Raw genomic sequence first — 14,845 nt, forward strand, 5'->3', positions numbered from 1 at the left:
GACCGCCATGCGCACCGCGATGCCGAACGTGACCTGGGGAAGGATCACCGACTGGCCGCCGTCCGCCACGCTGGAATCGATCTCCACGCCGCGGTTCATCGGCCCGGGGTGCATCACGATCGCGTCCGCGGCCGCCAGCGAAAGCTTCTCGGCGGTCAACCCGTAGCGTTTGAAGTATTCCTGCGCACCGGGCAGCAGCGGGCCGTTCATGCGCTCGTTCTGCAGCCGCAACATCATCACCACGTCGACGTCCTTCAGTCCCTGGTTCATGTCATGGAAGACGTGCACACCGAGCTCGGCCACGTGGCTGGGCAGGAGCGTGCGCGGCGCGATCACGCGCACTTCGTTCACCCCGAGCGTGGTGAGCGCGTGAATCTGCGAGCGCGCTACCCGCGAATGGAGCACATCGCCGACGATCGCCACGCGCAGCCCGGAGAAACCGCGCTTGTAGTGGCGGATCGTGAACATGTCGAGCAGCGCCTGGGTGGGATGGGCATGGCGGCCGTCGCCGGCGTTGATGACGTGGATATTGGGCGCCACGTGGCGGGCGATGAGATGCGCCGCCCCGCTCTGGGAATGGCGCACCACGAACATGTCGGCCTGCATGGCGGACAGATTGGCCACCGTGTCGAGCAGCGTTTCGCCCTTGCTTTGAGAAGAGGCGTTCACGTTGAGGTTGATGACGTCGGCCGACAGGCGCTTGGCCGCGATCTCGAACGTGGTCCGCGTGCGCGTGCTGGGCTCGAAGAAGAGATTGAACACCGACTTGCCCCGCAGCAGCGGAACCTTCTTGATGTCGCGCTCGGTGACAGGGACGAAGGAAGCGGCGGTGTCGAGGATGTGCAGCAGGATCTCGCGCGGCAGTCCCTCGATCGTCAGCAGATGGCGCAGCTCGCCCTTCGCGCCGAGCTGCGGATTGCCGCTCATCGCGCCGAGCCTCCCGGCCCGCGCTCCACGGCGAGGCTCAGCTTCCCGTTCCCGTCGCGCCGCAGCACGATCTGCTCGTCGTCGGCCACCGCGACGGTTGCGCCGACGAACTGCGGCGCGATCGGCAGTTGCCGCCCGCCGCGGTCCACCAGGGCGGCGAGCCGGACCCGTCCGGGCCGCCCGTAGTCGAACAGCTCGTTCAGCGCCGCGCGGATCGTGCGTCCGGTATAGAGCACGTCGTCGACCAGCACGATATCGCAGTCGGAGACGTCGAAAGGAATGTCCGACGGACGAACCTTCGGGCTCAGGCCACGGCGCGCGTAGTCGTCGCGGTAGAAGGCGATGTCGATGGTGCCCAGGGGAAGCTCGATGCCGAGAAGCCGGTGCAGGCGCTGGGCGACCCAGACCCCGCCGGTGTGAATGCCGATCAGGGCGGTTCGCTCGGTCACGGCTGGGCGCAACTGGGCGGCGAGAGTCTCCAGCAGTTGCTCGGCGTCAGGCAGGGGTGCGTTCACGGTCGAAATAGGCCTGCAGGATGGCGGCGGCCGCCAGCTCGTCCAGGTGGCGCTTCTGCGCGCGCCCGTGCACACCGGCTTCGCTCAGCCGGGACGCGGCTTCCGCCGAGGTGTAGCGTTCGTCGATCAGTCTGACCTCGAGCGCGAAGCGTCTGGCGAGCTGCGCCGAGAAATCGCGCACGCGGGGCGCCAGTTCATGCTCCGAACCGTCGTCCCGAACCGGCAACCCGACCACCAGCAAGGCAGGTCGCCATTCGGTGATGGCCTGGCGAATACGCTCCCAGCGCCGAGCGGCCGCGCGCGCCTCGATCACACCCACCGGGTGGGCGATGCCGAGCGCGGTATCGCCCACCGCCATCCCGATGCGGCGCGCACCGTAGTCGAAAGCAAGAACGGTGCTGTGGATCAACTGCGATACGTCGGGTCTGGGATGCGCTGCGCCGGGATGCCGAGCCGCTCCCATCGGCTCAGGACCCGCGAGGTCCCGGAAGTGCGGGCCTACGCATGACCCGCTTCCTCCGACAGGCTGGCCGGATCGATGCCCAGCAGATTCATCGCGGCCTCCAGCCGCTCGCCCGGCGTGACGTCGAAGATCACCGAGGGATCGGCCTTCACCGTCAGCCACGCGTTCTGTTTGAGTTCCTGCTCGAGCTGGCCAGGTGCCCATCCGGCATAGCCCAGCGAGACCAGGATGTTGCCGAGCGTGGGGCCCTCGCCCTGACTGAGCGCCTGCAGGATGTCCCTGGAAGTCGTGAGACCGATCTCGCCGTTGACGGGCAACGTCGATTGCCAGCCGCCCACCGGGCGGTGCAGGACGAACCCCCGATCGACCTGTACCGGACCGCCGAAGTACACCGGCAGCCGGGCCAGCTCGGCGTTGGTCAGCGGGATCTCGACCTGCTCGAAGAGGGTACCCAAGGTCATTTCCGTCGGGCGGTTGACGACGAGACCCAGCGCGCCTTGCTCGTTGTGTTCGCAGATGAAGGTCAGCGACTTCGCGAAATACGGATCGACCATGTTGGGCATGGCGATCAGGAAGTGATTCGTCAGATTCACGCTTTGCATCGGCTCACCCGCGCGTATTCTAGCGCTCGCGGCGCGCGACCGGCCAGCGCAGACCCGGCCCGTATAATACGCCCGGCTCTGGCAAGGACCGCGCGCATCGCAGGGAGCAGAATCCACTGGCTACCGAACAGGAACTGTCGGCCTTCCTTGCCGAAGTCGAGCGCCGCGCGTACAAGCAGGCCGTGTTCGCGGTACGCGATCGGCACACGGCGCTGGATATCGTCCAGGATTCGATGATGAAATTGGCGCAGAAGTACGATCACCGACCGGCTGCCGAGCTGCCGCTGCTGTTCCAGCGTATCCTTCAGAACACGATCCGCGACTACTATCGCCGCCAGAAGGTCCGTTCCCTGTGGGTTACCCTCCTGTCCTCGCTGCGCCCGTCGGAGGCCGGGGAGGAACACGACCCGCTGGACACGATGATGACCGAGGCCGGCAACTGCGATGGACCGGCCGAACGTCTGGAGCGCAGCCAGATCGCCGAGCTGATCGGCCAGGCGCTGCAGGCCCTGCCGCCGCGTCAACGTCAGGCGTTCCTGCTGCGTTACTGGGAAGAATTCGATGTGGCGGAAACGGCGGCGGCCATGGGTTGCTCCGAAGGCAGCGTCAAGACGCACTGCTCGCGGGCCACTCACGCCATTGCCGCTTTTCTGAGAAGCAAGGGCATTGCGCCATGAATGAAGACGATCTCGCCAGGCGGATCGTGCGGCATCTCGACGAAAGCCTGGAAGACATCCCGGCACGCGATGTCGAGCGGCTGCACGCCGCCCGGGGGGCCGCGCTGCGGCATGCGCGCGCGCGCAAAGCGGGAACCGGCGCCGGCCTGAGCGGGTGGCTGGAGCGGCTGGCCGGGCACGGCCTGGTGGCGCGCCTGGCGGTGCCAGCCGCCCTTGCCGTGGCCGTGGTGGCCGGACTGCTCTACTGGCAGATCACCGCTCACCACGAGAGCATCGACGTTGAAACGGCGCTGCTCGCGGACGAGCTGCCGATCCACGCCTACACCGATCCCGGGTTCGACACGTGGCTGCGCCACGCCTCGCAAGAGCAGCAGTAGCCGCGGCATTCGTCGTGGCCACGGCGCTGCCGGCGAGCGCGCTGGCCCAGTCGGCGCCCACCTGGGCGCAGCTCACCCCGCAACAGCAGAAGATTCTCGCGCCGCTCGAGAAGGACTGGGACAGTCTCGAAGCGGAGCGGCGCCTGCGCTGGCTGGGGGTGGCGAAACGCTATCACGGTCTGTCCCCCGAACGGCAGCAGCGCATCCAGCAGCGCATGCGCGACTGGGCCCAGTTGACACCGGCGCAGCGGGAAGCCGCCCGGCAGCGCTACCGCAGGTTGCAGGAGCTGTCGCCCGAGGAGCGGCGTGCGCTGCACGAGCGCTGGCAGCGCTACCAGCAACTGCCCGAGTCGGAGCGGCGCGAGCTGCGCGAGCGTGCTCGCCCGCAGGACGAGGACGACATCGACTGACCGTTGTGGGCGCGGTCGCTTCCCACGCCGAGCTGGCCGGTCTGTGGCGGCGCCTCGCCAGCCTGGCCTACGAGTCGATCCTGCTCTTCGCGCTGTTGTTCGTTGCCGGGTATCTCTTCATCGCACTGGCGCGCGAGGCGCAACACGGCGTGCCGCGCCTGCTGTTCCAGTTCTATCTGCTCGCGGTGTGCGGCGCCTATTTCGTGTTCTGCTGGACCAGAAGCGGGCAGACGCTCGCCATGAAGACATGGGGGCTTCGGCTGCAAAGCGCCGACGGCGCCGCGCTGACCGCGCGCCGGGCGCTGCTTCGTTACCTGCTGGCGGTACCCTGCGCCGGGCTGGGGTTCGGCTTGCTCTGGGCGCTGATCGACCGCGAGCGCCAGTTTCTGCACGACAGGCTGGCGGGGACGAGGATTGTGATTGGGTGATTGGGTGATTAGCGTGATCAAGGCAGCGGCGTTTTCCGCAATCACCGGGTTACCCAGTCACCCAATCATCGCCTTTCCGCCTGGACCATCATCCACACCGCGGCGCTCAGAAACACCAGCGTCGGCAGAAGCGCGGTCAGGAGGGCCGGCCACGCGTTGAGCAGGCCCAGGTGGCCGAACAGGCGGTTGGCCAGGTGAAAGCCCAGACCGAGCATGATGCCGGTGAAGATCTTGGCGCTGACGCCGCCTTCGCGCGCCTGGAAGTTGGCGAATGGCAACGCCAGGACCATCATGACCAGCACCGCGAACGGGTAGATGACCTTCTGCCACAGGGCGATCTCGTAGCGCGCGGTCTCCTGTTTGTTGTCGCGCAGGTGCCGCACGTAGGAGGCCAGATCCATCAGGGACATCTGTTCCGGTACCACCATCAGGACGTTGAGGATCGACGGATTGAGCACCGAGCGCCAGTACGCTTCGGGGATGCGGTTCACGCTGGTCCGGTTCTCTTCGAAGCGGGTCTGCACCACGTCGTGCAGCCGCCACAGGTTTTCGCGCTGATACTCGCCGCGCGCGGCGCGGCTGATCGCGCGCAGCCGGTACTCGGAGTCGAACTCGTAGATCTTGACGTCGTGGATGACGGTCTCCGGCATGATGCGCGTCACGTTCACGAAACTGGTATCGTCCTTGACCCACAAGCCCGAGCGGAAGGCCTGCGCCACGATGCTGGTCGAGGTGGCTTTCAGCCGCAGCCGCTGCGCCGCCTGCTCGGTGGCCGGCGCGACGAACTCACCCACCAGAAAGGTCAGCACGGACAGCACCACCCCGATCTGCACCAGCAGCAGGGCGCTGCTGCGCAGCGACATCCCAGAGACCCGCATCACGGTGTATTCGGAGTTCGCGACCAGTTGCGCGAGCGCGAACAGGGTTCCGATGAGCGCGGCGACCGGGAGAATCTCGTAGGCGCGCCCCGGGAGATTGAGCAGCACGTAGAGCCCCGCCAGCGACAACCGATAGCTGCCACGCCCCAGCTCGGAGAGTTCCTGGATGAAATCGAAGAAGGCGAACAGCAGAATCAGCGCGCAGAACACCAGGCCGGTCGCGGCGAAGACCTGGCGTGCGATGTAGCGCCGGATGGTTCTCATCTGCGCCGGGAGAACAGCGGGGACACCGACAGGCGCCAGTAGAACAGCAGCGCCACCACCACCAGCATCGCGGCGTGCATGCCCCAGAATCCGGCGTAGGGCGGCAGTGTTTCCTGCGCGACCCAGGCCTGCACGATCGACAGCAGATTGGAGTACACCATGTAGAGCAGCGCGGCCACGATGAGGTTGAGCGAACGCCCGGCGCGCGGATTGACGAAGGAAAGGGGGATCGCCAGCAGACACAGCACGAAAGCGCTCATGGGCAGGCCGGCGCGCCAGATCAGCTCCGCCCGGCTGATCGGGCTGGTGTCGCGCAGCAACTCGGCGGTGGACCGCGACTTGATCGATGGCGCTTCCTGTGTCGCTTCCCTGGCCTCGATGCGCACGGCGTATTTCTCGAACTCGACGATCTTGTATTCCGCGGAGCCGGGCGGGCCCACGTAGCGCCGGCCGTTGATGAGCACCAGGAAGCGATCGCCGTTGGGCGCGGTTTCCTGGTAGCCGCGGCGGGCGACCGTGGTGCCGATCTCTCCGTCTTCTTCGGAGTGCACGAAGATGTTCGCCACCACCGAAAGATCCATCGTCAGCTTCTCCACGAAGTAGACGTGCTCGGCGTGCCGCGCTTCCTTGAACACCCCCGGCGAGATCGCCGCGAGGTCGTCGCGGTTCTCCAGTTGCCGCCGATACTCCTCGGCCTTGGACGTCGCCCACGGAGAAAGCAGCAGGGACAGCAACGCGATCGTGAACAGGAACGGGGCCGCGAAGATGAGCGTCGGTCTGATCCACGCCGTGAGCGGCTGCCCCGAAGTGAACCAGACCACCATTTCCGAATCGCGATAGCTGCGCGTGAGCGTCAGCAGCACCGACACGAACAAGGTCAGCGACAACAGGATCGGCAGATAGCGGATGCTGGCGAATCCCAGGAACGTGAGCACCGCATCGGTGGAGATGTTGCCGCGCGCGGCATAGCCCAGAAAGCGAATCAGTTGCGTCGTGATCGTGATCGCCAGCAGGACGATGAACGTCGCCACGCCGGTACTGGCGAACTCCCGCAGCAACGCTCGGTGAAAAATCATGCCGCGCTTTGACTTTCCGGAGGGCCGGAGGACATAATCCTAAGTGCTTGAAAGGAAAACATCATTGAGGAGTTCGTGTGGACTTTAGCATAAAAAGCTCGAAACCAGAGGCTGCCGCCGTCGACTGCATCGCGCTGGCCGTGTTCGGTGGCGGAAAACTCTCGCCCGAGGCCAGTCGCATCGACCGCGCCTCGCGCGGGCGCATCGCCGGCGTCCTGAAGAAAGGTTTCGAGCCCAAACCGGGTGCCAGCCTGATGCTCTACGACGTGCCGGGTGTCAAAGCGCCGCGCGTGCTGCTGGTGGGCTTCGGAGAGCGGCAACCGGTTTCGCCCAAGGACTTTCGCGATGCCCTGCGCGGCGCGATCCGCGCCATGGTCGAGGCCGGTGTCGGCGACGCCGCGCTCTATCTGACCGAGGTCGATGTCGAGAAGCGCTCCGCGCAGTGGGCGCTGCAAAGCGCGGCGACCCTCGCGCTCGAGACCACTTACCGGTTCGACCAGCTCAAGACCGAAAAGGCGCGCAAGGCCCGGGCGCTGCGCCATGTGACCTTCGGCGCCTCCAGCCGGCCTTCCGCAGCCATGGAGGCCGCCGTGCAGCGCGGCCGGGCCGTGGGCGAAGGCCTCAATCTGGCACGCGACCTTGGCAACCTTCCGCCCAACATCTGCACGCCGGCCTATCTGGCGCAGCGCGCGGCTGCGCTGGGCCGCAGGCACCGGCTGAAGGTGAACGTCCTGGGCGAGCGGGAGATGCGCCGGCTCGGAATGGGCGCGCTGCTGGCGGTCGCCCGGGGCAGTCGCCAGCCCCCCAAGCTGATCGTGATCGAATACGGAGGCGGCCGACGCGCCGATCGGCCGGTCGTGCTGATCGGCAAGGGCATCACGTTCGACACCGGCGGCATATCGCTCAAGCCCGCGGCCGACATGGACGAGATGAAGTACGACATGTCGGGCGCCGGCAGCGTGCTCGGGACCATGCACGCCATCGCGCAAATGCGGCTGCCGTTGAATGTCGTGGGCATCGTGCCCGCCACGGAGAACATGCCGGGCGGCGACGCGACGCGACCCGGCGACATCGTGCGCAGCCTGTCCGGGCAGACCGTCGAGATCCTGAACACCGACGCGGAAGGACGCCTGATCCTGTGCGACGCGCTGACCTATGCGGAGCGCTACCGGCCGGCCGCCGTGATCGATATCGCTACCCTGACCGGCGCGTGCGTGATCGCGCTCGGGCATGTGGCGACCGGCCTGTTCGCGAACGACGAGTCCCTGGCGCAGGAGCTGCTGGCTGCCGGTGAAACCGCGCTGGATCGCGCGTGGCGCATGCCGCTCTGGGACGAGTATCAGGAACAACTGAAGAGCAACTTCGCGGACATGGCCAACATCGGCGGCCGGCCCGCCGGCAGCGTGACCGCCGCCTGCTTCCTGTCGCGCTTCGCCGGCAAGTTCAAGTGGGCGCACCTGGACATCGCCGGCACCGCCTGGCGCTCGGGCAAGGAGAAAGGCTCGACCGGACGGCCGGTGCCGCTGCTCACCCAGTTCCTGATGAGTCGCGCCGGGTGGTAGATGCAATCGACGCCCGAGCGGCAGCGTGCAGCGATCGCGAGCGGACGACATGAGGGCTATGCCGATCTGCGCAAAGATGGTAGAGGTGTCGCTCCGACAGGTAGCCGCATTCCGGGTTCGTTTTTCTTCGTGGCTTCGCGTTTCGTTTTGACATCGGCGTGTGCAAATGACTGAGGTGCTGTTCTACACGCACGTGGAAAGCAAGCTGCAGACCGCCTGCCAGCTTTGCGCCAAGGCGCTGGCGAAGAACATGCGCGTGATGATTCTGACGCCGCGCGCCGAACTGACCGAGAAGGTATCGAAGATGTTGTGGAGCGTGCCCTCGATCGGTTTCTATCCGCACTGCCGTGCAAGCGACAAGCTCTCCGCCGTCACGCCCATCATCGTCGACCATCTCACCGAGCCGCTGGTGCACGATCAGGTGCTCATCAACCTGCGCGACGAGACGCCGCCGATCTTCAGCCGGTTCCGGCGCCTGATCGAGATCGTGAGCCTGGAGGAGGCGGATCGCAGCGCGGCGCGCGAGCGCTTCCGCTTCTACCGCGACCGGGGCTACGAGATCACGACGCATCCGCTCGGCGCGCGGCAAGCCTGAGACGACACGATGGCCCAGGATCGCCTGCCCGCCTCCCCGGAGGACGACGAGCTGCTGGAGAAACTCGACCAGCTCATCAACCGCCATCGCCAGATCGACGGGCTCGCCCCGACGTCGCAGAGCGCGGCGCCGCCCGTGGACGACATCCCCACGCTGACCGACGCGGTGGCCGGACCGAATCTGACGAGACGCGAACCGGCGGCACGTCCCGAGGAGCTGGTCGAGAACAGGCTCACCGGCGCGCTGAGCCGCGAAATCGCCCGTTTGCAGCAGGAGCTGCCGGCGCACGCCGCGCAGCTCGCCGCGCTCGGCGCCACAATGAAGGCGGCCATCAAGTGGATCTCGCGCCGGCATCTGGAGAAAGCGCCGGAGCCCCGGAAGTGAGCGGCTATAATCTGCCGCCTTGACTGCAACTCCAGAGCGAAACGCGAAGCCACGAAGACACGAAAAAAGGCATGGTCCTCATCACCAACTCGACTCAGCCAGAGTCGGACGGCACGAAGACACCTCCCGCGGCGGGCGCTGCGCGCCGGCCGAGGGCAACGGCTGCGGTTCGTTGGTGGCCGGGAATCTGAAAGAGCCCGGGCCGGGCGCCGCCAGCACTCGAAGAGGCCATGGAACAATCGCGCAGCGGCCGCCTTTTTCGCCATTCCCGACCCTCCTCTTGCATCAGGTCAGTCGGTTCCCTGTGTTGCTTCGTGTCTTCATGCCTTCGTGTTTCGCTCTTCCGGTCTGATTGACATGGAACTCGCGAAGAGCTTCGAACCCAAGGCGATCGAGAACCGCTGGTACTCGTTCTGGGAGTCCGGCGGTTTCTTCGGCATCAGCGAGGATGCCTCGCGCCCGCCCTACTGCATCCAGCTTCCGCCGCCCAACGTCACCGGCACGCTGCACATGGGGCATGCGTTCCAGCAGACGCTGATGGACGCGCTGATCCGTTATCACCGGATGCGCGGGTTCGACGCCAACTGGGTGGTCGGCACCGACCACGCGGGGATCGCGACGCAGATCGTGGTGGAGCGCCAGCTCGAGGCCGAAGGAAAGACCCGGCACGACCTCGGGCGCGAGCAGTTCGTCGAGATGGTCTGGCGCTGGAAGCAGCAGTCGGGCTCCACCATCACGCGTCAGATGCGCCGCCTCGGCGCCTCGGCGAACTGGACCTATGCGGACACGGAAGGCCAGAAGGGCGGCTACTTCACGATGGACGCGCGCATGTCCCGGGCCGTCCTCGAAGTTTTCGTCCGCCTGTACGAACAGGGGCTCATCTACCGCGGCAAGCGGCTGGTCAACTGGGATCCGGTGCTCGGCACCGCGGTGTCCGACCTGGAAGTCGACAGCGAGGAGGAGCACGGCAAGCTCTGGGAGATCCGCTATCCGTTTCCCGGTTCCACGGAAGGCCTGGTGGTCGCCACCACCCGGCCGGAGACCATGCTGGGCGACGTGGCGGTGGCTGTTCACCCGGACGACGCGCGTTACCGCACGCTGATCGGAAAGACCGTCGAGCTGCCGCTCACCGGCCGCACCATTCCGATCATCGCCGACGAATACGTCGACCCGCAGTTCGGCACCGGCTGCGTCAAGATCACCCCGGCGCACGACTTCAACGACTACCAGGTCGGGCTGCGTCACAAGCTGCCGCTGATCAACGTGCTGACCCTGGACGCCCGCATCAACGACAGTGCCCCGGCCGCTTACCGCGGGCTGGATCGCTTCGCGGCGCGCAAGCGGGTGCTGGAAGACCTCAAGACCCTGGGCCTGCTCGTCTCGGAGAAGCCGCACAAGCTCAAGGTGCCGCGCTCCGGGCGCACCGGCGTCGTGGTCGAGCCGATGCTGACCGACCAGTGGTTCGTGCGCATGGAGGCACTCGCCAAACGCGGGCTCGAGGCTGTCGCGCGCGGCGAAGTGCGGTTCGTTCCCGAGCACTGGACCGCCACCTACAACCACTGGCTGGAGAACATCCAGGACTGGTGCATTTCCCGCCAGTTGTGGTGGGGCCATCAGATCCCCGCCTGGTACGACGACGCGGGCAACGTCTACGTCGGCCGCAGCGAAGACGAAGTGCGGGAAAAGCACGCCGGCCGGCTCGGCCCCGAGGCGCCGCTCAGGCGCGACCCGGACGTGCTCGACACCTGGTTCTCCTCCGCGCTGGTGCCCTTCACCTCGCTCGGCTGGCCGCAGAAGACCCGGGACCTGGAGCGCTTCCTGCCCTCGAACGTGCTGGTCACCGGCTTCGACATCATCTTCTTCTGGGTCGCCCGGATGATCATGATGACCCTGCACTTCACCGGCAAGGTGCCGTTCCGGGACGTGTACATCAACGCCATCGTGCGCGACGCCGAAGGACAGAAGATGTCCAAGTCCAAGGGCAACACGCTCGACCCGATCGACCTGATCGACGGCATCACCCTGCCCGAGCTGATCGAGAAGTCCACGGTGGGACTGCTGCGCGCCGATCACAAGGCGAAGATCGAGAAGTACCTCCGCAAGAACTTCCCCGACGGGATCCCCGCGTTCGGGGCCGACGCCCTGCGTTTCACGTTCACTTCGCTCGCGACCTTCTCGCGCACGCTCAATTTCGACCTCAACCGCTGCGAGGGCTACCGCAATTTCTGCAACAAGCTGTGGAATGCGACCCGCTTCGTGCTGATGAACTGCGAGGGACGCGACGTGGGTCTCGACGAATCGGAACCGCCGGCGCCGACCGCTGCCGATCTGTGGATCGTGAGCCAGTTGCAGCGGGCGGAAGCGGAGGTGGAGCGCGGCTTCGCCGAATACCGTTTCGACAACGTGGCGCGAACGCTCTACGAACTGGTGTGGAACGAGTACTGCGACTGGTACGTCGAGCTGGCGAAGGTCCAGTTGCAATACGGAGGCGAGGCGATGCAGCGCGCCACCCGGCGCACGCTGCTGCGCGTGCTCGAGGCGATCCTGCGCCTGGCCCATCCGATCATCCCCTTCATCACCGAAGAGCTGTGGCAGAAGGTGGCGCCGCTCGCCGGCAAGTCCGGCAAGACCGTCATGCTGGCGCCTTATCCGAAGAGCGATCCGGCGCGGATCGACGAGGCGGCAGAGAAGGAAATTGCCGAGCTGAAGGCGCTCGTCACCGCCTGTCGCGCGCTGCGCACGGAAATGAACATCGGTCCCGCCGAGCGCGTGCCGCTGCTCATCGCGGGCGACACGGCCGCCGTGACGCGCCGCGCGGCCTATCTGCAGTCGCTCGCGCGGCTTTCCGAGGTGATCCACGTGGAAGGCGATCTGCCCAGGGCCGAGGCGCCGGTCTCGGTGGTCGGCGACTTCAAGCTCATGCTCAAGATCGAAGTCGACGTCGCCGCCGAGCGCGAGCGGCTGGGCAAGGAAGTGGCACGGCTGGAGGCAGAGATCGGCAAGGCAAAGGCCAAGCTCGGCAACACGTCGTTCGTCGAGCGCGCCCCGGCCGCCGTCGTCGAGCAGGAACGGCTGCGCCTCGCGAACTTCACCACCACCCTCGAAAAGATCCGCGACCAGCTCGCCCGTCTGCGCTAAGGCCACAAGCGAACCACCAAGGGCACCAAGAGAATCATGACGCAACAAGAACCCCCGCTCTCAGATGGGGAAGGCGTGCCTCATCCAATCAGCCCGGAACTGGATGCGACTGCCAGGCAGATTGTCGATGCTGGGTTCAAGGTCCCCAGAGCCCTCGGGCCCGGGTTGCTCGAGTCGGTCTACGAGTCCTGCCTTTGTCGCGAACTTTTACTCCGGGGTCTGAAGTTCGCCCGGCAGCATCCCGTACAGGAGCTCAAGGCGATAGATCGGTTCCAACCTATTCACGAAGCTCAGCTCCTCACGTACCTCAAGCTTTCTCACTGTCGAGTGGGATTGCTCATGAATTTCAATGTGCGGCTCTTCAAAGAGGGCGTCCGCCGACTTGTCCTTTAGTTCTCCGAATCCGGTTTTCTTGGTGCCCTTGGTGTCCTTGGTGCTTCGTTCGTGTGTTTAGAGCGCTAGCGCACCGGAACTTCAGGCGGTTCTTCGTGAGCCAGGCGATCTCGATTCTCGGCACCTGGCTGCAGCAGATCGCGCTGGCTTGGCTGGTCTACCGCACCACCGGCTCGGCGTTTCTGCTCGGAGTGGTCACCTTCGCCAACCAGGGCCCGATCCTGGTCATCGCGCCGATCTCGGGCTTGCTCGCGGACCGCTTCGACCGGCGGCGGCTGCTGATCTTCACGCAGAGCCTGGCGGCGGTGCAGGCGGCGCTGCTCGCCGCGCTGACGCTGAGCGGCCTGATTCAACCCTGGCACATCGTGACGCTCGCGATCCTCTACGGGATCGCGATGGGGCTCGACGCGCCGGTCCGGCATTCGCTGTTCGTCGAGATGCTCGCGGACCGGGAGGACCTTCCGAACGCGATCGCGTTGAACTCTTTCCTGATGAACGCCGCGCGCCTGGTCGGTCCTTCGATCGCCGGAGTGGCGCTGCTGTTCGTGAGCGAAGGTACGTGCTTCGCGCTCAATGCCCTGTCCTACCTCGCGGTGCTCTGGGTCGCCCGCACGCTGCCGGCGCCGAAACGCGCTTCCATCGGGCCAATCGCCGGCTACGCGGCGGCGCTGAAGGAAGCCGCGGCCTACGCCTGGCACGAGAAGACGATCCGGTATCTTCTGGCCATCGTCGCTTCGACCGCGTTCTTCGCGTCGTCGTACATGGTGCTCATGCCGGTGTTCGCCAAGGACATCTTCGGCGGGGGATCGGACACCCTCGGATTTCTGGTGGGAGCGGCGGGCCTCGGCGCGGTGGCCGGTACCGGCTATCTCGCCGCCCGCGGCAACCCCGCGGCGCTTTCGCGTCGGCTCGTGTTCACGAGCGCGATGGCCGGGCTGGCGCTCGCGGCGGTGGGTCTGACGAGCCAGTTCTGGCTGGCGCTGCCGCTGATGGCCTGCGTGGGCTTCGGCATCATCGTCACCGCCGCCTCCAGCAACATGATCCTGCAGTCCATGGTGCCGGACGCCAAGCGCGGCCGGATCGTGAGCTTCTATGCCGCGGCGTTTCTCGGCGTCATGCCGCTGGGCGGACTCGCCGCCGGCGCGCTCGCCAGTCAGGTCGGTGCGCCGGCGACCGCGATCTCCTTCGGGGCTTGCTGCTTTCTCTCCGGGGTGCTTCTCGGCGGACGGCTACGGAAGATCTGAAATAGTCTGAAATAGGGTCAGACTCGATTTAAGCGTCCTTTCCTGCCGGCCGTCCTCTTGGCCGCGGCGCGGCCCGCCTGTGGCTGAGCGCCTCGACTTTCGCCTGAAAGCGCTTCGTCCCCAAGGCCCATGCCTTGTTTGTCGCCTCCCGGATCGCCTCAACGTCAGCGTTGGACAGTTGCGAGCGGAAAAGCTGTCGATAGCTCGATCGACGCTCTTCCGCCGAACGGCCCAGGCGGCGATAAAGCTCGTGGGCACTCAGCAGCGAATCGTTCGCCCCCAGCGCATTGCCCCGGTAACTGGACCAGGGGTAGTCGCCAGGGTGTTCGACCATGTTGGCGCGCACCGGATTCAACTCGATATAGCGCATGCAGGTCAGAAGATAGACTTCGGCGTCGATCACCGTGGCGCGGTAGCGGCCTTCCCAGAGCGTGCCGGTGCGCCGGTAGGTGTAGTTGAAGTACTGCACATAGCGCCGGCCCAGCGACTGGAGCGTCCTGGGCGCACTTTCCTCATGCGACGGGCTGGCCAGCAAATGCACGTGGTTGGTCATCAGCACATAGGCATGGATGGCCAGGTCATGCTCCCTTGCGGCGCGCTCAAGACAGTCCAGGAAAAACAGGTAATCGGGTTCCGCTGCGAAGATGCGGTCGCGGTTGTTGCCGCGCTGGATGATGTGCAGCGGCTGACCTTCTGCGAAGAAGCGCGGCAGGCGGGCCATGAGCGGTGCCTTTCTTTGTGCGCATTTTCGGGGAATCTTGCAGATAAATCGGGTCAGACTCTGAGGTCTCCCCTCAAATACAGTTTGCTGTTCAGGGCGTTAGACGTTAGTGTGCGCGCAAAAACAAGACATGCATGGCAGGTTTAGTGTCTCTTTCGTAGCGACCAAACTGCGAAGGAGAGCCCGCCATG

The 14,845-nt window shown here is 65.9% G+C and carries 16 protein-coding genes; 9 read left to right on the forward strand and 7 right to left on the reverse strand.

Translation table 11 applies throughout. The annotated features are described in order from the left end of the window. The 4 genes from VNM24_01375 to VNM24_01390 all read right to left on the reverse strand — a co-directional run. On the reverse strand, positions 1-927 hold a 927-nt coding region (locus VNM24_01375; GenBank protein ID HWQ37250.1), incomplete at its 3' end, for an aspartate carbamoyltransferase catalytic subunit. Beyond that, complete coding sequence (gene pyrR / locus VNM24_01380; GenBank protein ID HWQ37251.1) at positions 924-1,451, reverse strand: bifunctional pyr operon transcriptional regulator/uracil phosphoribosyltransferase PyrR; 528 nt, start codon at positions 1,449-1,451, stop codon at positions 924-926. The genes VNM24_01375 and pyrR, both read right to left, overlap by 4 nt. Next, entirely contained in the window at positions 1,423-1,905 is a 483-nt protein-coding gene (ruvX, locus tag VNM24_01385) for a Holliday junction resolvase RuvX (protein HWQ37252.1), read from the reverse strand. Before ruvX ends, pyrR begins: the two co-directional genes overlap by 29 nt. A 35-nt stretch (positions 1,906-1,940) precedes the next feature. Beyond that, positions 1,941-2,507 (reverse strand): YqgE/AlgH family protein, encoded by a 567-nt coding sequence (locus VNM24_01390; GenBank protein ID HWQ37253.1) that lies wholly within the window; start codon positions 2,505-2,507, stop codon positions 1,941-1,943. A gap of 116 nt (positions 2,508-2,623) precedes the next feature. Here VNM24_01390 and VNM24_01395 point away from each other — a divergent pair, with 116 nt between their 5' ends. From VNM24_01395 to VNM24_01410, 4 genes are read left to right on the forward strand one after another with little or no spacing between them, the layout of a single operon-like run. Continuing rightward, positions 2,624-3,184, forward strand: a complete 561-nt coding sequence (locus VNM24_01395; GenBank protein HWQ37254.1) for an RNA polymerase sigma factor — start codon at positions 2,624-2,626, stop codon at positions 3,182-3,184. Next, entirely contained in the window at positions 3,181-3,561 is a 381-nt protein-coding gene (locus tag VNM24_01400; protein ID HWQ37255.1) for a DUF3619 family protein, read from the forward strand. The genes VNM24_01395 and VNM24_01400 overlap by 4 nt, the downstream gene beginning before the upstream one ends. Further along, positions 3,528-3,971: a DUF3106 domain-containing protein gene (locus tag VNM24_01405; GenBank protein ID HWQ37256.1), complete on the forward strand. Its 444-nt coding sequence runs from the start codon at positions 3,528-3,530 to the stop codon at positions 3,969-3,971. Before VNM24_01400 ends, VNM24_01405 begins: the two co-directional genes overlap by 34 nt. Before the next feature lie 5 nt (positions 3,972-3,976). Next, the gene (locus VNM24_01410; GenBank protein ID HWQ37257.1) at positions 3,977-4,399 is read left to right on the forward strand and encodes an RDD family protein; all 423 of its coding nucleotides are present in this window, start codon (positions 3,977-3,979) and stop codon (positions 4,397-4,399) included. A gap of 65 nt (positions 4,400-4,464) precedes the next feature. On the opposite strand, the gene lptG is transcribed toward VNM24_01410, so the two are convergent. Next, the gene (lptG, locus tag VNM24_01415; GenBank protein ID HWQ37258.1) at positions 4,465-5,541 is read right to left on the reverse strand and encodes an LPS export ABC transporter permease LptG; all 1,077 of its coding nucleotides are present in this window, start codon (positions 5,539-5,541) and stop codon (positions 4,465-4,467) included. Next, a complete protein-coding gene (lptF, locus tag VNM24_01420) occupies positions 5,538-6,617 on the reverse strand; it encodes an LPS export ABC transporter permease LptF (protein HWQ37259.1) in 1,080 nt (359 codons plus the stop codon). Before lptF ends, lptG begins: the two co-directional genes overlap by 4 nt. A 77-nt stretch (positions 6,618-6,694) precedes the next feature. Here lptF and VNM24_01425 point away from each other — a divergent pair, with 77 nt between their 5' ends. From VNM24_01425 to VNM24_01445, 5 genes are all read left to right on the forward strand, one after another. Further along, positions 6,695-8,179, forward strand: coding sequence for a leucyl aminopeptidase (locus VNM24_01425; protein ID HWQ37260.1), 1,485 nt, complete (start codon positions 6,695-6,697; stop codon positions 8,177-8,179). 166 nt (positions 8,180-8,345) lie between these two features. Continuing rightward, positions 8,346-8,774, forward strand: coding sequence for a DNA polymerase III subunit chi (locus VNM24_01430; GenBank protein ID HWQ37261.1), 429 nt, complete (start codon positions 8,346-8,348; stop codon positions 8,772-8,774). Positions 8,775-8,783: 9 nt separating this feature from the next. After that, positions 8,784-9,158, forward strand: coding sequence for a hypothetical protein (locus VNM24_01435; GenBank protein ID HWQ37262.1), 375 nt, complete (start codon positions 8,784-8,786; stop codon positions 9,156-9,158). Positions 9,159-9,506: 348 nt separating this feature from the next. Then, the gene (locus tag VNM24_01440) at positions 9,507-12,296 is read left to right on the forward strand and encodes a valine--tRNA ligase (protein ID HWQ37263.1); all 2,790 of its coding nucleotides are present in this window, start codon (positions 9,507-9,509) and stop codon (positions 12,294-12,296) included. 446 nt (positions 12,297-12,742) lie between these two features. Then, the gene (locus tag VNM24_01445; GenBank protein ID HWQ37264.1) at positions 12,743-13,933 is read left to right on the forward strand and encodes an MFS transporter; all 1,191 of its coding nucleotides are present in this window, start codon (positions 12,743-12,745) and stop codon (positions 13,931-13,933) included. A 28-nt stretch (positions 13,934-13,961) separates the two neighbouring features. Here the strand turns inward: VNM24_01445 and VNM24_01450 are convergent, their stop codons facing one another. Continuing rightward, positions 13,962-14,654, reverse strand: coding sequence for a transposase (locus VNM24_01450; GenBank protein ID HWQ37265.1), 693 nt, complete (start codon positions 14,652-14,654; stop codon positions 13,962-13,964). Positions 14,655-14,845: the final 191 nt, after the last annotated feature.

The sequence above is a fragment of the Burkholderiales bacterium genome, assembly GCA_035560005.1.
Lineage (GTDB): Bacteria > Pseudomonadota > Gammaproteobacteria > Burkholderiales > Eutrophovitaceae > DASRFY01.